The following is an 18893-nucleotide window of genomic DNA, read 5'->3' as shown; positions in this document are numbered from 1 at the left end:
ACGTCCGCACCTCGCACAGAACAGGTCCCCATGCACAGCAAGCGCTACAGCGCCGACCTCACCCCGCCCTGGAAGAAGCAGCGCCCCGCCCCGGAGGTGCCGGCCGAGCCCGATCTGGTCGTCGAGGAGGTCACCACGGGGTTCTGCGGCGCGGTGATCCGCTGCGAGAAGACCGCCGAGGGCCCGACGGTGACCCTGGAGGACCGGTTCGGCAAGCACCGCGTCTTCCCCATGACCCCGCGCGGCTTCCTGCTGGAGGGCAAGGTGGTCACCCTGGTCCGCCCGCAGAGCCGGCCGGCGCCGTCCGGGCCGGCCCGGACCGCATCGGGTTCACTCGCCGTCCCCGGCGCCCGCGCCCGGGTCGCACGCGCCGGGCGCATCTACGTGGAGGGCCGGCACGACGCCGAACTGGTCGAGCGGGTCTGGGGCGACGACCTGCGGATCGAGGGGGTCGTCGTGGAGTACCTGGAGGGCATCGACGACCTCCCGGCGATCGTGCGCTCGTTCTCCCCGGGGCCCGACGCCCGGCTGGGCGTGCTCGTCGACCACCTGGTGCCCGGTTCGAAGGAGTCGCGGATCGCGGCCGGGGTGACCGGTGAGCACGTCCGCGTGGTGGGCCACCCGTACATCGATGTGTGGGAGGCGGTGAAGGCGTCGTCGGTGGGGATCCCGGCCTGGCCGGCCGTCCCGCACGGGCAGGACTGGAAGACCGGGGTGTGCCGGGCGCTGGGCTGGCCGGAGCACACCGGCGCGGCGTGGCAGCGGATCCTGTCGTGCGTGCGGTCCTACAAGGACCTGGAGCCGGCGCTGCTGGGGCGGGTGGAGGAGCTGATCGACTTCGTCACGGTCGGCGGGGCGGGGTAACGGCGGATGGGGTGACGGCGGGGGCGGGGTGACGGCGGGGGCGGGGTGACGGCGGGCGGCCCCTCCGGTGGGGTACGGGACGGGTCCGTTCGGGGTGACGGGTCAGCCCGCCGCTCCGGCGCCGTGCGGGCGCGCCCACCGCGGACCGGGCCGCCGGTCAGTCCACCAGGTCCCGCACCACCGCGTCCGCCAGCAGCCGCCCGCGCAGCGTGAGGACCGCGCGGCCCGCGCCGTAGGGGCCGGGCTCCAGCAGCCCGTCGTCCAGGGCGCGGGCGGCGGCCCGGGCGCCCACCGGGGCGAGCAGGTCGAGCGGGCAGCCGTCGGAGAGCCGCAGTTCGAGCAGGATGCGCTCCACCCGCCGGTCCTCGTCCGCCAGGACCTCGCGGCCCGCGCCCGGTGAGCGCCCCTCGCTGAGGGCCTGGGCGTACGCGCCGGGGTGCTTGACGTTCCACCAGCGGACGCCGCCCACGTGGCTGTGGGCGCCGGGGCCGGCGCCCCACCAGTCGGCGCCGGTCCAGTAGAGCTCGTTGTGGCGGCACCGGGCGGCGTCGGTGGTGGCCCAGTTGGAGACCTCGTACCAGGAGAAGCCGGCCGCGGTGAGCCGGTCGTCGGCGATGAGGTACCGGTCGGCGTGCACGTCGTCGTCGGTCATCGGGACCTCGCCGCGGCGGATCCGGCGGGCCAGCTGGGTGCCCTCCTCGACGATCAGGGCGTAGGCGGAGACATGGTCGGGGCCGGCGCCGAGCGCGGCGTCCAGGGAGGCCCGCCAGTCGTCGTCGGTCTCGCCGGGGGTGCCGTAGATCAGGTCGAGGTTGATGTGGTCGAAGCCGGCGGCGCGGGCCTCGGCGACGCAGGCCTCGGGGCGGCCGGGGGTGTGCGTACGGTCCAGGACCTTCAGGACGTGCTGCCGGGCGCTCTGCATGCCGAAGGAGACCCGGTTGTAGCCGGCCGCGCGCAGTTCGGTGAGGTAGCGCGGGTCGACGGACTCGGGGTTGGCCTCGGTGGTGACCTCGGCGTCCGGTGCCAGGCCGAACTCCTCGCGGATCGCCGCCAGCATCCGGCCGAGGTCGGCGGCGGGCAGCAGGGTCGGGGTGCCGCCGCCCACGAAGACGGTCGCCACCGGCCGCGGGTCATCGCCCAGCACCTTGCGGGCCAGCCGGATCTCCTCCACGACGGTGTCGGCGTAGTTGTCGCGGGAGGCCAGGGCGCCGCCGGAGCCGCGCAGCTCGCTCGCGGTGTAGGTGTTGAAGTCGCAGTAGCCGCAGCGGGTGGCGCAGTACGGCACGTGCAGATAGAAGCCGAGCGGCCGGCCGGCGGCGCCCGTCAGCGCACGGCGGGGCAGCGCCCCGTCCTCGGGCATCGGCTCACCATCGGGCAGTGCAGAAGGCATGGGGACCATTGTCCGTCATCCGGCGAGTGCCCCGGCTCCGGCCCGGGGGCGGGCCCCGACGGCGCCGAGCGGCGCTGCTTTCGGATCTTCGTCGACCACCGGATCTCCGTGGGCCACGCGAGCCCACGAAGATCCGAAGGAAGCGCCCTACCCGGGGCCGCCCGCCGCCTGGAGGACCAGCAGCGCCAGGTCGTCGTCCGGCGGGACCGGGCCGAAGGCGTGGACGGTGTTGCGGATGTGGTCCGCGAGGTCGGTGGCGCCCAAACCGGCACCGGCGGCGAGGGTCTTGGCCAGGCCGTCCTCGTCGTCGAAGAGCCGGCGGCCGGACCGGCGCTCGGTGACGCCGTCGGTGACGCACAGCAGCGTCTCGCCGCGGCAGAGGTCGAACGATTCGCTCACGTACGTGGTGTCCTGGACCACCCCGAGCAGCATCTGCGGCGCCGCCACCACCCGGACCGTGCCGTCCGTGCCGAGCAGCAACGGCAGCGGGTGGCCGGCGCTGGCGAGGGTGCAGCGGGCGCCACCGGCGCCGCCGGGGTGCGGGACGATCTCGCCGTAGAGGAGCGAGAGGAAGCGGGCCTGCTCGCCCTCCTCACGGATCTCCACCGGTGCCTCGGCCCCGGCGCCGGCCGCCGCTACCGCCGCCGCGACCGCCGCGACCGAGTCCGCGGCCTCGCGGGCCATGGTCTTGTTGAGCCGGTCGAGCACCTCGCCGACGCCGAAGCCGTCGCGGGCCAGCAGCCGCAGCACCGGCCGGGCCAGCCCGGTGACCGCCGCGGCTTCGGGACCGCTGCCGCAGACATCGCCGAGCGCGAAGCACCACCGGCCGTTCCCGGCGTCGAACAGGTCCCAGAAGTCGCCACCGGCCCAGGCTCCCTCGCGCGGCTCGTAGACCACCGCCGATTCCACCCCGGGCACCTCCGCCCGCCCCCGGGGCAACAGCCTGCGCTGCAGTACCTGGCTGATGCGCTCCTGGCGGCTGTAGGCCCGGGCGGTGGCCACGGCGCGGGCGACCCGACGGCCCAGGTCCTCCAGGAGGCCGACCACCTCGTCGGGGAAGCGCGGCAGCCCGCCCCGGCCGAGCAGCAGCGTGCCGAGGCGGCGGCCGCCGGCGATCAGCGGGCAGGCCAGCGCCGCGCCGCCCGGTTCGTCGCCGTTCGGCGCGTGCGGCCAGGGCCAGGGGACCGCGGTCGGCGCGCCGGCGGGCGGGCTGCTGCCCGGCACCTCCGGCGGCTCCTTCTCCAGTGCCTCCCGCAGGGCGTCGATCCGGCTCTCGTTGGTGTGCCAGACGCCGGCGAGCCGCTGCTCCTCGCCGTTCGCGGCGATGCCCCGGCCGGGCGCCCCGGCATCGCCGTCGTAGAGCCACACCGCACACCAGTCGGCGAGCCGCGGCACGATCAGCTGGGCGGCGAGGGCGGCGACCTGGTCGGCGTCGAGCTGGCCGGAGAGCAGGTCGGAGGCCTCGGCGAGGAAGGAGAGGGCGCCGTTGTCGACCGGGCCGGCGCCGCCGTCCCGGCGGGGGGTGCGGCGCGGCGCCGGGGCGAGGAGCTCGGCGGCCCGCAGCCCGTGTTGTAGCAGCTGACCGTCGTCGGCGGGCTCCGGCTCCGGGCGGGCGCCGGCCCCCGGCGGATCCACGGGCAGCCGGAACCACACGGTCTTCATCGCGCGGCGGTAGGTGATGCCCCAGGCCTCGGCGACCGCGCTGATCAGCTGCAGTCCATGGCCGGCGCCCTCGGCCCCAACAGCCTCGCCCCCGGGCCCGTCGTCGGCGGCGGGCCCCCGGGCGCGGACCGGCTGGGTGGGGTGGCGGTCGGAGACCTCGACCACGACGCCGGGCAGCGGCGCGGGTCCCGGTTCCGCCGGATCCTCCCGCTCCGGTGCGGGGTCCAGCCGGCAGCACAGTTCGACGGTGGTGCCCGCGTGCACCACCGCATTGGTCACCAACTCACTGACCAGCAGCACCGTTTCCTCAGCGAGCCGGTCGGTGAGGCCCTCCGCGCCGGGCAGCCGTCGGGCGGTCCAGTCGGCGAAGGAGTCCCGGACGAACCGCCGGGCGGCCGCCGCGGCCTGCGGATCGCCGGGCAGACCCGCCCGCCGGGCCCGGCCGGCGGCCCCGCCCGCTCCGGTCCCGCACCCCGCCGTGACCTGGTCGTCCCGCGCAGACGACGTGGTCGTCGTAGTCGTCCTCATTGAGCAACTCCCGTGCCCGCTCCGCTACAGCGCCGGATGCGCCAACGACAGAGTGACAGAACGGGCGCACCCATAAGCACTGAGTCACGGAAGTCGGCGGTGATACCCCCCAAGAGGACTGACGCACCGAGGGAGTTGCCCCAGGCACAGCCCGGCGGCCGCCAGACCGGCCCGGGCCCCGGCCCGCCGTACGGAACGGCGTACGAGACGGGTCCCCGCACGGCGTACAGGGCGGGGTCCCGCACGGCGTACGGGGCGCGGGGCCGGCGGCACTACGGGGCGGGCCGGGGCGCGGGCCGCCGCACCGCCCCACAGTCGCCGTACCGCCCTCGTACCTCCGCCGGGCCCGGGCTACGCCTCCCGGGAGCCGGCGTACATCTCCTCCAGCAGGTCCTTGAACGCGCGCTCCACCACCGGGCGCTTGATCTTGAGGCTGGGGGTCACCTCGCCGTGCTCGATGTCCAGGTCACGCGGCAGCAGCCGGAACTTGCGGATCTGCTGCCAGCGCTGCAGCCCCTCGTTGACTCGCTCGACATAGCCGTCGATCAGCTCCCGGACCTGGTCGGTGGCGACGACCTCGGCGTACGTTCTGCCCGCCAGACCGTGCTCCGCAGCCCAGCCCATGATCGTCGGCTCGTCGAGGGCGATCAGCGCGGTGCAGAAGTTCCGGTTGGCGCCGTGCACCAGCACATTGGAGACGAACGGACAGACCGCCTTGAACTGCCCCTCCACCTCGGCCGGGGCGATGTACTTGCCGCCCGAGGTCTTGATCAGGTCCTTCTTGCGGTCGGTGATCCGCAGGTAGCCGTCGGGGGACAGCTCGCCGATGTCGCCGGTGTGGAACCAGCCGTCCTCCTCCAGGACCTCGGCGGTCTTCTCCGGCAGGCCGTGGTAGCCCTGCATGATGCCGGGACCGCGCAGCAGGATCTCGCCGTCCTCGGCGATCCGCACCTCGGTGCCGGGCAGCGGCTTGCCGACAGTGCCGGTGCGGTAGGCCTCGCCGGGGTTGACGAAGCTGGCGGCGCTGGACTCCGTCAGGCCGTAGCCCTCCAGGATGTGGATGCCGGCACCGGAGAAGAAGTAGCCGATCTCCGGGGAGAGCGCGGCCGAGCCGGAGACCGCGGCGCGCAGCCGACCGCCGAAGGCCTCGCGCAGCTTGGCGTACACCAGGGCGTCGGCGACCTTGTGCTTGGCGCCGAGCGCGAACGGCACCGAGGCGTTGCCGGTGCGGCGGAAGTTGTCCTGGGAGACCTTGGCGTACTCGCGGGCCACCCCGGCCGCCCACTGGAAGATCTTGTACTTGGCGCCGCCACCCTCCCGGGCCTTGGCCGCGACACCGTTGTAGACCTTCTCGAAGATCCGCGGCACGGCCGCCATGTACGTGGGCCGGACGACCGGCAGATTCGTGATGATCTTGTCGACCCGGCCGTCGACGGCGATCACCTGGCCGGTGGCGATCTGCCCGGCGGTGAGCACCTTGCCGAAGACGTGCGCCAGCGGCAGCCAGAGGTACTGCACGTCCTCCTGCGTGACCAGCCCCGTCGACTGGATCGCCCGGGCCATGTACGACCAGCAGTCGTGCGGCAGCCGGACGCCCTTGGGACGGCCAGTGGTACCGGAGGTGTAGATCAGCGTCGCCAACTGGTCGGCACGCAGCGCCGCGACCCGCTCCTTGACGCACTCCGGGTGCTGCTCCAGATAGGCGACGCCGCGCTTCTCCAGCTCGGCCAGCGTGAGCACCCACCCCTCGGGGTCGTCGGCCGCGGGCTCGGCACCGGCCTCGTCGATGACCACCACATGCGCCAACTCGGGCAGCTCCGCGCGCCGCTCGCGCGCCTTGGCCAGCTGCCCGGCGTCCTCCGCGATCAGCACCCGGCTGCCGGAGTCGGCGAGGATGTACGCGGTCTCCTCGGCGTTGGTGCTGGGGTAGACCGTGGTGGTGGCGGCGCCGGAGCAGAGCACCCCGAGGTCGGCGAGGATCCACTCGGCGCGGGTGTTGGACGCCAGCGCCACCCGCTCCTCGGGCCGCACGCCCAGCGCGATCAGCCCTGCGGCCACCGCATAGACCCGCTCGGCGGCCTCGGCCCAGCTGAGCGCCTTCCAGTCGTCCGGGCCCTGCCCCGAGGCGGGCGGGACGGGGTAGCGGTACGCCTCGGCCTCGGGCGTGGCCGCGACCCGCTCCAGGAAGAGGTGCGCCACCGAGGGCGGCCGATTTTCGATCAGCGTGTGGGTGTCCGTCACGGCGTCCTCCGGGGCCCGCATCGTTGCGTGGTGACTCGCGAGTAACCTCTCAGCAGTGATCAGACTAGAGCGCGTTGCGCCGACGCGTAAGGGGCTACGGCCGACTGGTTCACGATGTGACCAGTGCGATAGCTGTAGGTAGCACGCGCATCGCCCGATATGCGCGCCGGGCCGATCACCGCCCACCAGACCACAGCGGGCGACGCGGCGCGAGCGACGGCGGAATGGCGCGCTCCGCTTTCCTCCCGATGCGCGGCGGGGGCGTTTCCTCCCGATGCGCGGCAGGCGCGTCTCCTCCGATGCGCGGCAGGTACGCCGGCCGCGCATCGGATCCATGCCCGGGAACGCGACGGGGCGCCGGCCCCACAAGAGGGACCGGCGCCCCGCACCACGAGCGGGCCGCCGTCCGCCGCCGGCGCTCCCGACGGCGGCCCGCCGCCGCTTCTTCTGCTACTGCTTCTGCTACTTCTTCTTGTCGCCGTCGGAGTCCGAGGACAGCACCGCGATGAAGGCCTCCTGCGGGACCTCCACGCTGCCGACCATCTTCATCCGCTTCTTGCCTTCCTTCTGCTTCTCCAGCAGCTTCCGCTTACGGGAGATGTCACCGCCGTAGCACTTGGCGAGGACGTCCTTGCGGATCGCGCGGACCGTCTCACGGGCGATGACCCGGCTGCCGATGGCGGCCTGGATCGGCACCTCGAAGCTCTGCCGCGGGATCAGCTCCCGCAGCTTGGCGACCAGCCGCACACCGTACGCGTACGCCTTGTCCTTGTGGCAGATCGCGGAGAACGCGTCGACCTTGTCCCCGTGCAGCAGGATGTCGACCTTCACCAGGTCGGCGATCTGCTCGCCGGTGGGCTCGTAGTCCAGCGAGGCATAGCCACGGGTCTTGGACTTGAGCTGGTCGAAGAAGTCGAAGACGACCTCGGCGAGCGGCAGGGTGTAGCGGATCTCGACCCGGTCCTCGGAGAGGTAGTCCATGCCCAGCAGGTTGCCGCGGCGGTTCTGGCACAGCTCCATGATCGCGCCGATGAACTCGCTGGGCGCCAGGATCGTGGCGCGCACGACCGGCTCGTGCACCTTGTCGATCTTGCCGGTGGGGAACTCGCTCGGGTTGGTGACCTCGTGCTCGGCGCCGTCCTCCATCTCCACGCGGTAGACCACGTTGGGCGCGGTGGCGATGAGGTCGAGCCCGAACTCGCGCTCCAGGCGCTCGCGGATGACCTCCAGGTGCAGCAGACCCAGGAAGCCGACGCGGAAGCCGAAGCCGAGGGCCGCCGAGGTCTCCGGCTCGTAGACCAGCGCGGCGTCGTTGAGCTGGAGCTTGTCGAGCGCGTCACGCAGTTCCGGGTAGTCCGAGCCGTCCAGCGGGTACAGGCCCGAGAACACCATCGGCTTGGGGTCCTTGTAGCCGCCGAGCGGCTCCTCCGCCCCCTTGTTGAGCTGGGTGATGGTGTCGCCCACCTTGGACTGGCGGACGTCCTTCACACCGGTGATGAGGTAGCCGACCTCGCCGACGGAGAGGCCGTCGGCCGGCTTCATCTCCGGGGAGTTCGTGCCGATCTCCAGCAGCTCGTGCGCGGCGCCGGTGGACATCATCTTGATCCGCTCGCGCTTGCCGAGCGTGCCGTCGACGACCTTCACGTACGTCACGACGCCGCGGTACGCGTCGTAGACCGAGTCGAAGATCATCGCGCGGGCGGGTGCGTCCTTGACGCCCACCGGGGCGGGCACCTCGCGGACGACCTTGTCCAGCAGCTCCGGCACGCCGACGCCGGTCTTGGCGGAGACCTTCAGCACGTCCTCGGGCTCGCAGCCGACCAGGTTGGCCAGCTCCGCGGCGAACTTCTCGGGCTGCGCGGCCGGCAGGTCGATCTTGTTGAGGACGGGGATGATCGTGAGGTCGTGCTCCATCGCCAGGTAGAGGTTGGCGAGGGTCTGGGCCTCGATGCCCTGGGCGGCGTCGACGAGCAGGATGCAGCCCTCGCACGCGGCCAGGGAGCGCGACACCTCGTAGGTGAAGTCGACGTGGCCCGGCGTGTCGATCATGTTGAGGATGTGGGTGGTGCCACTGGCCTCTTCGCCCTCGGAGGGGCTCCAGGGCAGCCGGACCGCCTGGGACTTGATCGTGATGCCGCGCTCGCGCTCGATGTCCATGCGGTCGAGGTACTGCGCGCGCATCTGCCGCTGGTCGACGACACCGGTGAGCTGGAGCATCCGGTCGGCGAGCGTCGACTTGCCGTGGTCGATGTGCGCGATGATGCAGAAGTTACGGAGGAGGGCCGGGTCGGTACGGCTCGGCTCCGGCACGTTCGTAGGGGTCGCGGGCACGCAGGGTCCATTCAGTGAACGCGGGTAGGCGGGACTCGGGTATGTGACGTCTTCCCATGGTCCCATGAGCGGCGGGGTCGGTCGGGTGTGGGCGGCCCTGACCCGCCTGCGACGGGGCTGCGGGGGCGGGTCCGGACGGGGCGGGGTGGGGTCGGGGCGAGGCCTGAAGAGGGCTGGCCGACTCTGACGGGCTCCAGCGGGCGCTTCCGTTGGCCGCTTCCGATGACCGCTTCCGATGACCGCTTCCGTTGTCCGCTTCCGTTGTCCGCTTCCGTTGGCTGCCCGGGTCGACTCCGACCGGCTGCGGTGGCGGCTTCCGTTGACCGCTTCCGTTGGCTGCCCAGGCCGACTCTGAGCGGCTCCGTTGGCGGCTTCCGTTGACCGCCCTGGCCAGCCTGCCAGCCCTGACCGGCTCCGTTGGCGGGTTCCGGCCCGGTTTGGGAGGCCGTAGACCCTGCTGGTAGCCTGGTCCACTGCGCTTCGTGCCCTCTCTCGTGCGCGGCGCAACTCGAAACTCCAACGAACCTGAAAAGGCTCTTTCGTGGCGAACATCAAGTCCCAGATGAAGCGGATCAAGACCAACGAGAAGGCTCGTCAGCGCAACAAGGCTGTCAAGTCCACTCTGAAGACCGCGATCCGTCGCACCCGCGAGGCCGTGGAGGCCGGTGACCTGCAGAAGGCCACCACCGCCCAGGCCGAGGCTGCCAAGAAGCTCGACAAGGCCGTCAGCAAGGGTGTCATCCACAAGAACGCCGCCGCCAACAAGAAGTCGGCGCTGGCGAAGAAGGTCGCGTCCCTCAAGGGCTGAACCTTCCCCCTGGAGCAGATCGCGGTTCCCTCGGGACAGTGATCCTCCGCCCGCAGCATCCGCTGCATCCGTAGACCTCGGACTCTGCGGAAACCGGCAGGCCTCCTGCCACATCTGGCAGTGACACTGCCGAACCCCCGCCGACGGGGACCCAGCGGCCCCTCTCACCGCTCCCTGGTTCGGTGCACCACCGCGCTGCACACGGCCTGCGTTCGCCACGCGGGTGCGGCGCACCCGGCTCACCCGGCGGTCACCACCGCCGACGAAGCCGTCCTCAACGGATACCGAAGGCCCCGCCTCACCGCCCTTTCCCCGGGCGCGAGGCGGGGCCTTCTGTGCTGCGCGCACCATCGGGCGGGGCCGCCGGTACCCGATCCGGTTCACGAGATCCGGATCTAGGCGAACCGTTGCTGCGCGTTCCGCCTCTGCGCGATCGAGGCTGCGTGATCGGGTTCCGCGTGATCAGGCTCCGCGTGATCGGGTTCCGCGTGATCAGGCTCCGCGTGATCGGGTTCCGCGTGGTCGGGTTCTGCGCGACCGAGTTCCGCGCGACTGGTCTCTACGCGATCCGACAGGCGCCGCACCACTAGCGCCGGAGCCTCCCCCGCTGCTCGCCCGAGGGTGCACGACTGCTCGCCCGGGGGTGCACGACGGGGTCCGATCTCGGTCGGTTCCGCTACGCTTCGCCCATGTCCATCCCGGGGGAACCAAACCGGCACAATCCCTACACTCAGCCGCAGCCGAACCCGTACGGCCAGGCGCCCGCACCGCACCACCCGGTGCCCGGTCAGCACAGTCCCGCGCCCGGTCAGCAGAGCCCGTACCCCCCGCAGCCCCCGCCGCAGGCACCGGGCGGCGGCTACGGCTACCCGGCGCAGGTTGGCGGGCCCGATGGAGGTCCCGTAGGAGCGACCGGCATTCCCACCGCACCCGGAATCCCCGCCCCCACCGGCACACCCGGTTTTCCCGTGGCTCCTGGTGTTCCAGGTGCTCCGGGTGCTCCCGGCCTTCCGGTCCTTCCCCCCGCTCCCGGTGCCACCGGTGGCTCGGGCCGGGGCACATCCGGATGGCTCTGGGCACTCGGCGGAGTGGTGGGCGCCTCCGCGGTCTGGGCCTCCCTGCTCTTCGCCACCGGTGGCTTCTCCTCGGAGCCGAGCCCGGACCTCGCGGGCTACGCCTACACCGACAACCTCTGCGCGGCGACCTCGATGACGCCGTTCGAGAACGCCCACTACAAGACCAAGGACAGCACCAGCACATCCTCGAAGGACGCCAACCCGCAGCACAGCAGCGCCCGCCAGAACGCGCTGGACAACATGTGGTGCAACGTCACCCTGCAACGGGAGAACGCCAGCAGCTCCGACTACTCCTCAACCTGGCTCTACAACGCCGTCTCGCTGCACAAGAAGACCGACCCGGCCCCGGAGTTCGCGGACAGCTACCGCTCGTACGAGAAGCAGGACACCTCCGTCGGCTACAAGGTCGAACCGGTATCGGGCATCGGCGACGAGGCCTACCTCGTGACCCGCAACGACCAGAGCAGCAGCGGCAGTAGCAGCAGTAGCAGCTCGTATGTGATCCTCGGCGTCCGCGACGGCTGGGTGACGTATCAGTCGACGTGGTCGAGCTACACCTCCAGCAGCAGCACCAGCACGCCACCGACCTCCTCCGAGGTGGCAACGATGCTGAAGACCAGTGCGGCCGAAACCCTGAAGCAACTGCGGAGTTCCGGGTCACGGTAAGGCGCTGGCCGGCGGAGGCGAGGCGTGGCCGGTCGCGGTCAGCCGTGGTCACGCCGGGCGCGCTGTGGCCGTGCCGGGCGGCTGCGCGGACCGCCCTTCGCCGCCTCACCGCGAGCGCGCCGCCCGGGCAATGATGACCACGGCCTTCTCCAGGGCGTACTCCGGATCGTCGCCGCCGCCCTTCACCCCCGCATCGGCCGCCGCCACCGCGCGCAGTGCCGTGGCCACACCGTCCGCCGACCAGCCGCGCATCTGCTGTCGCACCCGGTCGATCTTCCACGGCGGCATGCCCAGGTCGCGGGCGAGGTCTCCGGGGCGGGCGCCGCGCGGGGCGGAGGCCAGCTTGCCGATGGCCCGGACGCCCTGGGCGAGCGCGCTGGTGATCATGACCGGGGCCACGCCGGTGGCGATCGCCCAGCGCAGCGCCTCCAGCGCCTCCGCGGCCCGGCCCTCCACCGCACGGTCCGCAACGGTGAAGCTCGACGCCTCGGCCCGGCCCGTGTAGTAGCGCGCGACCACGGCCTCGTCGATGGTGCCCTCGACATCCGCGGCCAGCTGCGAACAGGCCGATGCCAGCTCCCGCAGATCGCTGCCGATCGCATCGACCAGCGCCTGGCAGGCCTCCGGAGTAGCGGACCGCCCGGCCGTGCGGAACTCACCCCGTACGAAGGCCAGCCGGTCGGCCGGCTTGGTCATCTTGGGGCAGGCCACTTCCCTCGCCCCGGCCTTGCGCGCGGCGTCCAGCAGGCCCTTCCCCTTGGCGCCACCGGCGTGCAACAGCACGAGGGTGATCTCCTCGGCGGGCGAACCGAGGTACGCCTTGACGTCCTTGATGGTGTCGGCGGACAGGTCCTGGGCGGCTCGCACCACCACGACCTTGCGCTCGGCGAAGAGCGAGGGGCTGGTCAGCTCGGCGAGGGTGCCGGGCTGCAGCTGGTCCGGGGTGAGGTCGCGTACATCGGTGTCCGCGTCCGCCTCGCGGGCGGCTGCCACCACCTGCTGCACCGCACGGTCCAGCAGCAGGTCTTCCTGGCCCACCGCGATCGTGACGGGGGCGAGCGGGTCGTCGTTTGCTGTCTTCCTGGCCATCGCGCTCCAGCATCCCACGCCCCACCGACAACGCCGCCCGCCCCGCACACCAGAGGCTCCGCCGCCCTACCGGACAATGGCCGGGTGAACGACGACAACACCCCCCAGCTCCACCGCCCCGTGCGCCACGTCCTCGTGCTTCCCGACCGGGATGCGGCCGAGGAGGTGGCCGAGGCGCTGACCGACCGGTTCGGCGTCGCCGAAGAACCCCAGCTCGTACGGGACGCCCTGGCCGGCGAGGACGACGCCGAGGACGCCCAGTGGCTGGTGGTGGTCGAAGACCCGGACGCCCGCCACGACCCGGCCCGGCTCGACGACCTCGCGGCGGAGCACGAGGGCTGGCGCGAGGCCGAGTAACGGGGAGAGCGGCGTGGTGCCCTGAAGGCGGCTACGTCCGGTCAGCCACCACCGGTTCCCGCTCCAGCACGATCCCGAAGTGCTCCCGATAGGCGGCGAGGACCTCCTCCGCCCCCACCTGGTGCTCCTCTCGCGCCCCGCCCGCCCCTGTGGTCACGAGCGTACGGCCGGAGAGCGTGATCCGGCCCGTCTCCGTGAGCCGTGAACACACCAGGGACCGGGTGAAGTGCGACGCGGGCGAGGTCCGGTGCCACCAGCAGCCGACCTCGAACTCCTCGTAGGCACGCGGCCGTTGCTCGATGCGGTACTGCGGCTTGCCGTCCCTGAGCACATCCAGGTCCCCCTCGGCCGTCTCCTCGATCCGAAAGACGCCGCCGGGATCCTGCTGGTCGGCACGGCTGTCCCAGCGCAGCGGGAAGTGGCTGTGCCTGCCGAATCCGACATCCGCCAGCCAGGGCCCGCTCGGCGTCCCCACGCGCAGCGCGAGGTGGTCGTACGGAATGCCGAGTCCGCCGTCACCGAAGACACGGGCGGCCATCAGCTCGACGTCGTAGCCGAGGGAGCGCAGCAGCATGGCGAAGGCCCCGTTGAGTTCGTAGCAGAAGCCGCCACGCCGGGCGCCGACGATCTTGTCCAGCAGCGGCTGCTCCGCGAGCACGATCTCCTCGCCGAGGTGGATGGCGAGGTTCTCGAAGGGGACCGTGCGCAGGTGGCCGAGGTGCAGCGAGTGCAACGCCTCGGCGTCGGGGTGCGCGGGCCGGCGGGCGCCGATGCGGTCCAGGTAGGCGTCGACGGCGGTGTCGTCCATCAGGTGCGTGTCCTCTCCGAAGCGAACCAGCGGCGGGTGCGTTCCGCCGCCGAAGCAGGGGTACCGGCAAGTACCTCCGCAAGCGTGTGCGCCGCCAGCTCACGCCGCCAGGCCAGCTCCGCCTTGCGCATCGCCGTGGAGATCCCGCAGGGCCGCCCGAACTCCCGGCCGGACGCCTCCGCACCGGCGCCCTTCTGACGGATCTCGGTACAGCGGAAGGCCTCTTCGGTGCCTTCGATCGCGGCGACCACATCCATCAGCGTGATCCGCTCCGGCGGCCGGGCCAGCCGGAAGCCGCCCCGGGCCCCGGGCGTCGAACTCAGAATCCCGGCCCTGACCAGCGCCTGCAGCCGCTTGTTCAGATAGGCCGCCGGCAGTTCGAACGAAGCCGCCAGTCGAGCCGTCGACACCGGCCCTTCCTCCTCCAGCCAGGCCAGCGTCACACAACAGTGCAGGCCCCACTCGACGCCTTCACTCATCCTCATAATCTGGAGTCTACAAATCCTGATTCCTCTCCGCCCCGCCTTTCCGGCCGGTCAGGCGGGGCCTGGTCCTGCCCATCAGCCGCCCGGCCCTGCCCCGTCCCGCCAGCTCTCCGGCTTCGCCTGTCGGCCCGTCCGGTCGGTCGTACGGCCCCTGCATCGGCGGCGACCGGTGCACGGTCCAGCGCGGGTCCGGGGGCCACCGGGGCGGCGACGATCCCCGGCCCAGGCTCTGCGGCCGTCGGTGGTCGCGGTCAGCCCGGACGGGGTGCCCAGCACCGCGATCGACCCATCGGTGTCGGTCCGCAGCACCCGGGCACCCTGGGCACGCAACGCCCCGATGGTCCGGGGCGCCGGATGGCCGTACGGATTCCCCGCACCGCAGGAGATCAGCGCCAGGCGCGGCGCCAGCCGTTGCAGCAGCGGCGGGTCCTGATAGGCGGAGCCATGATGCGCCACCTTCAGGACGTCGACCGGGCCCAGCTCCGGATGCGCCGCCAACAACGCCTGCTGAGCGGGCGGTTCGAGGTCACCGAGCAGCAGCAGGCGCAGCCCGCCCGCGCGGATGAGCAGGGTGACGCTGGCGTCGTTCGGGCCATCGAGGGCACCGGAGCCCCCACCGTCCCCGAGCGCCCCGGGTAGGCCACGGACTCCGGGTGCGCCAGGTGCTCCGGGCGCACCCGGAGCGCTGGGCACGTCGGGAACGCCGGGCGCACCCGGCACGCCGGGTCCGGGTCCGGGTGCTGTCGGCGGTGTGGGCGGCCAGAGCACGTCCCAGGTGAGGGGGCCCAGCCGGCGGCGTTCCCCCGGTGCGGCGGGGATGACGGGGATGTGCGCTGCCGCAGCCGTACGGTGCACGAACCGGGCCTGTCCCGGAGGGTCTTGGAGGGTGGTGGTTTCGATGGCGCCGACCGACCGGCCACGGAGCACGCCGGGAAGTCCGTCCACATGGTCGGCGTGGAAGTGGGTGAGGACGAGCAACGGCACACGACGGATCCCGAGTTCGGTCAGGCAACGGTCGATGAGCCGGGGCTCGGGACCGGTGTCCACCACGAGCGCCGTACCGTCCCCGGCCGCCAGCACCAGGCCGTCGCCCTGGCCCACATCGCAGACCACGGCCCGCCATCCGACCGGTGGCCATCCGGTGAGCACACGGGTGAACGGTGCCGGCCGGCATACCGCCAGGACCACCGCCAGCACACAGACCCCACACAGCCAGGGCCGCCGCAGCACCCGGCGGCCGACCGGCACCAGCGCACCCACGACGGCCGCCAGCAGCAGCCCGCCCCACCAGCCACCCGGCCAGTCGAACTCCGCTCCCGGTAGCGATGCCCCCCAACGGGCGACACCGGCGATCCACTCGGTGGGCCAGCCGGCGCACCACGCCACTGCCCGGGCGACCGGCATCGCGAACGGGGCGATGGCAAGCACGGCGAAGCCGAGGACGGTTGCGGGAGCCACCGCCAGTTCGGCCAGCAGGTTGCAGGGCACCGCGACCAGGCCCACGCGGGCGGCGAGCACCGCGACGACGGGCGCACAGACCGCCTGGGCGGCGGCTGCGGCGGCCATCACCTCGGCGAGCCGGGGCGGCACCCGGCGCCGTTGGAGCGCCGCACTCCAGCGCGGTGCGAGCAGCAGCAAGGCACCGGTCGCCAGGACGGAGAGCAGAAAGCCGAAACTCCGGGCGAGCCAGGGGTCGTAGAGGACCAGCAGCAGCACGGCGGCAGCCAGGGCCGGCAGCAGGGAGCGGCGGCGTCCGCTACCGATCGCCAGCAGGGTGATCAAACCGCAGGCGGCGGCCCGCAGCACGCTGGGGTCCGGTCGGCAAACGACCACGAAGGCGAGCGCCAGCGCCCCGCCGACGACGGCCGTACCACGGAGCGAGAGTCCCAGGCGAGGGGCCAGCCCGCGCCGCTCGGCGCGCGTCGCGAGGTGCGGCGGGCCGATCAACAGGGCGAGCACGATCGTCAGATTGCTCCCGGAGACGGCGAGCAGATGCGTCAGATCGGTGGCCCGGAAGGCGTCGTCCAGATCCGGTGGCACCCGCGAGGTGTCCCCCACGACGAGCCCTGGCAACAGTGCACGGGCGTCGGGGCGCAGCCAGTCCGTCGCCTCGCGGAGCCCCGCGCGCAGGCTCCCCGCCAGCCGCTGGAGTGCGGTAGGAGGGCGCACCACGGCCGGCGGGCCGTCGGCGGTGACCCGCAGGACCGCAGCGGCCCGTTCCTCCGACGACAGCGGCGGCACCGCGCGGGCCGTGATCCGGATACGGGTCGTGGGCAGCAGCCCGCGCCATGCCGACGACGCGCGGGCGCTGTCCTCCGCCCGGCGTCCCGCCTCCCGCTGGTGCGGGGCCTCGGCCGACGGCGGTGGCGCGGCCGTCGGGAACGGCTGCTGACTGCCGTCCAGAGACGGATGACGAGCCGCCGTCAGGGGAGTCAGCCGGGTGGCCATCTGGGACGGCTGCCCAGCGGCCTTCAGCGGCACCCGCCGGACGGCCATCTGGGACGACTGCCCAGCCGCGTTCAGCGGCACCCGCCGGACGGCCATCTGAGACGAGTGCCCAGCAGCCTTCAGGGACACCTGTCGGACGGCCTTTGGAGGGCCCCGCAGGGCTGAGGTCCCGGGCCCGTCACCGGCACCACCCGGCCGTACGACGACCAGGACCGGGGTACGGACGGCCGTCACCGCACCGCCCGGCGCGGTGATGCGGACGGCATCGGCGGTGAACACCAAGGCCGGCGGGGGCCGTTGGGACCCGCGGACCCGAGGCCGGGTCAGCCGGGGATCACCGGTCACCTCCAGCTCGACCGTGACCCGGGCATACCGCTCCGCCAGGGCTGGCAGCGGCCCACGCCGAACATCCGCGGCATGCAGTGCAGCAGACGCGGCACCCGCGGCGGCGCACAGCAGCACGGCAGCCAGCGCGACCAACGCCCCTGCGGACCACCCCCGTCCAGCGCCGGGCCGACGCCCCCGCGCCCCCATCCCACGCCAGCCGCCCTTCGCCGCCGGATCGCCCTCGCCCCCCGGACCAGCCTCAGCCCCCGGACCGGCCTCAGGCCGCGTTTCCCCCTCCGGCTCCAGCTCCGGCTCCAGCTCCGACTCCGTCTCCCTGTCCTCCTCCTCGTCCGCCTCCTGGCCCGGGCTCCGCTCCCCCTCCCACCTCTGCTCCTGATCTCCCGCCCGCACCCGCCCCCGCTGCTGCTCCCCCTCCCCCTCCCGCTCCTGCTCCTGCTCCTGCTCCTGCTCCTGCTCCTGCCTGCGCCGTACGGCCACCGCCCCCCGTAGCGCAACTGCTGCCAGCACAACGGCCACCCCGCAGACCACCGCCACCCCGACCCCAGGCGCACCCAGCGCGACGGCTGCGGCGGCCCAGGCCGCCAACGCAGGCACGACCAGGCGCAGGTCGACCGGCCCGTCCTGCCGCGGATCCGAGGCACCGTGGGAGGACAGCGCCGAGGCGTGCACCGCGGTACGAGCGCCGGTCATGGCACCACCAGAGTGCGGAGGTCGGCGAAGCGCCGCTCACCGATGCCGTTCACCTGCCGCAACTGATCCACGGAGGTGAATCCGCCGTGCTGGGTACGGAATTCGACGATGTGGCGCGCCAGGACCGGCCCTACACCGGGCAGGGCGTCGAGCTGCTGCTCACTGGCCGTGCTGAGGCTCACCGGCCCGCTCGCCCCGCCACCCGCTCCCGTTGCCCCACCGGGTGACCCGCCGCCGACCGCTGAGCCGGCTCCGGTGCCTCCCCCGGACCCGACTCCGACACCGGCCCCGTTCCCGGTCCCACCGCCGGCGCCCGAACCCACAACGATCTGCTCACCATCGGTCAGCAACCGTGCCCGGTTCAGCCCCTGGGTGCTCGCTCCGCGCAGCACACCGCCCGCGGCCCGCAGCGCATCGATCACCCGGGAGCCCGGCGGCATCCGATGAATCCCCGGGCGCCGAACCTTTCCGGCGACATCGACGACCACTTGGCGCCCACCCGCTCCCGGCGGTCCGCCCGCCGTCGCCGCAGCGGACGAGGAGGAAGGTGGCACCACCGAGCGGGCTCCCCCGCCCTGCGCGGCTCCGTGGCCATGCTCGGCCCGGGCCCCTTCGGCCACGGGGACGCGCACCTCCTCGGGGCGCCCGGTCCAGAAGTGCTGTACGGCGAGCCCCACGGCGACCACGAGCACCAGGGCCAGAGCGGCCAGCGCTCTGGGGTCGGTGCCGCACCGTAACTGGACCCAGAGCGGGAGCCGTTCACGTACCGCGAGCCATGCCCGTTCCCTGCGGCGCGGGACCGGCGGGTCGTGCCCGGGAGGCGGTGGGCCGGCCACCACCGCTGCCTCCGTGTCACCGAAGATCGCCGCGGCGCGGGCCCGTACGCGCTCACGCTCGACATCCCCGTCCCGGGTACGGGCGCCCGGCGGGTCAGCGGCACCCAACGGGCCCGCGGCCTCCAGCGGAACGGCAGCGCCCGGCAGGGCAACGTCCGAACCAGATCGAGAGACGGGGGAAAGGCGAGAGTGCGGGACGGCGTGAGGGGCACCGTCAGGGATGGCGTGAGGAGCGGACGGAGATGCAGGTCGGGAGGCTTTGGCGC

At 73.0% G+C, this 18893-nt stretch carries 13 protein-coding genes; 4 read left to right on the top strand and 9 right to left on the bottom strand.

All coding sequences use genetic code 11. The features are described from left to right. Window positions 1–30 precede the first annotated feature (30 nt). Window positions 31–864, top strand: a complete 834-nt coding sequence (locus AB0G84_RS01160) for a DUF3097 domain-containing protein (protein WP_361313691.1) — start codon at window positions 31–33, stop codon at window positions 862–864. A gap of 157 nt (window positions 865–1021) precedes the next feature. Here the strand turns inward: AB0G84_RS01160 and hemW are convergent, their stop codons facing one another. The 4 genes from hemW to lepA all read right to left on the bottom strand — a co-directional run bounded on the left by hemW (window position 1022) and on the right by lepA (window position 9016). Beyond that, window positions 1022–2254 (bottom strand): radical SAM family heme chaperone HemW, encoded by a 1233-nt coding sequence (hemW, locus tag AB0G84_RS01155; RefSeq protein ID WP_361313688.1) that lies wholly within the window; start codon window positions 2252–2254, stop codon window positions 1022–1024. Window positions 2255–2401: 147 nt separating this feature from the next. Further along, the gene (locus AB0G84_RS01150) at window positions 2402–4444 is read right to left on the bottom strand and encodes an ATP-binding SpoIIE family protein phosphatase (protein WP_361313685.1); all 2043 of its coding nucleotides are present in this window, start codon (window positions 4442–4444) and stop codon (window positions 2402–2404) included. Window positions 4445–4795: 351 nt separating this feature from the next. Next, window positions 4796–6685, bottom strand: coding sequence for an AMP-dependent synthetase/ligase (locus tag AB0G84_RS01145; protein WP_361313683.1), 1890 nt, complete (start codon window positions 6683–6685; stop codon window positions 4796–4798). A 462-nt stretch (window positions 6686–7147) separates the two neighbouring features. Continuing rightward, window positions 7148–9016 (bottom strand): translation elongation factor 4, encoded by a 1869-nt coding sequence (lepA, locus tag AB0G84_RS01140; protein ID WP_361313681.1) that lies wholly within the window; start codon window positions 9014–9016, stop codon window positions 7148–7150. A 541-nt stretch (window positions 9017–9557) separates the two neighbouring features. Here lepA and rpsT point away from each other — a divergent pair. Beyond that, window positions 9558–9824 (top strand): 30S ribosomal protein S20, encoded by a 267-nt coding sequence (gene rpsT / locus AB0G84_RS01135; RefSeq protein WP_030249540.1) that lies wholly within the window; start codon window positions 9558–9560, stop codon window positions 9822–9824. 1091 nt (window positions 9825–10915) lie between these two features. Then, entirely contained in the window at window positions 10916–11566 is a 651-nt protein-coding gene (locus AB0G84_RS01130; protein WP_361313679.1) for a hypothetical protein, read from the top strand. 105 nt (window positions 11567–11671) lie between these two features. Here AB0G84_RS01130 and holA read toward each other — a convergent pair whose 3' ends face one another. Beyond that, window positions 11672–12655 carry a DNA polymerase III subunit delta gene (holA, locus tag AB0G84_RS01125; protein WP_361313676.1) on the bottom strand — a complete coding sequence of 328 codons (984 nt, stop codon included), beginning with the start codon at window positions 12653–12655 and terminating at the stop codon, window positions 11672–11674. Between the two features lie 84 nt (window positions 12656–12739). Here holA and AB0G84_RS01120 point away from each other — a divergent pair, with 84 nt between their 5' ends. Beyond that, complete coding sequence (locus AB0G84_RS01120; protein WP_361313674.1) at window positions 12740–13012, top strand: hypothetical protein; 273 nt, start codon at window positions 12740–12742, stop codon at window positions 13010–13012. A gap of 31 nt (window positions 13013–13043) precedes the next feature. Here the strand turns inward: AB0G84_RS01120 and AB0G84_RS01115 are convergent, their stop codons facing one another. The 4 genes from AB0G84_RS01115 to AB0G84_RS01100 all read right to left on the bottom strand — a co-directional run bounded on the left by AB0G84_RS01115 (window position 13044) and on the right by AB0G84_RS01100 (window position 18735). Next, window positions 13044–13820: an arylamine N-acetyltransferase gene (locus tag AB0G84_RS01115; RefSeq protein WP_361313671.1), complete on the bottom strand. Its 777-nt coding sequence runs from the start codon at window positions 13818–13820 to the stop codon at window positions 13044–13046. Then, window positions 13820–14305 (bottom strand): Rrf2 family transcriptional regulator, encoded by a 486-nt coding sequence (locus tag AB0G84_RS01110; protein ID WP_361313669.1) that lies wholly within the window; start codon window positions 14303–14305, stop codon window positions 13820–13822. The genes AB0G84_RS01115 and AB0G84_RS01110 overlap by 1 nt, the downstream gene beginning before the upstream one ends. Before the next feature lie 75 nt (window positions 14306–14380). Continuing rightward, window positions 14381–17287, bottom strand: a complete 2907-nt coding sequence (locus tag AB0G84_RS01105; protein WP_361315038.1) for a ComEC/Rec2 family competence protein — start codon at window positions 17285–17287, stop codon at window positions 14381–14383. Window positions 17288–17787: 500 nt separating this feature from the next. Next, window positions 17788–18735 (bottom strand): ComEA family DNA-binding protein, encoded by a 948-nt coding sequence (locus tag AB0G84_RS01100; protein WP_361313667.1) that lies wholly within the window; start codon window positions 18733–18735, stop codon window positions 17788–17790. Window positions 18736–18893: the final 158 nt, after the last annotated feature.

It is taken from the genome of Streptomyces sp. NPDC020742 (assembly GCF_040641675.1).
Lineage (GTDB): Bacteria > Actinomycetota > Actinomycetes > Streptomycetales > Streptomycetaceae > Streptomyces.
The sequence above is the reverse complement of the archived record's forward strand: the minus strand, read 5'-3'. Positions and strand labels throughout refer to the sequence as shown.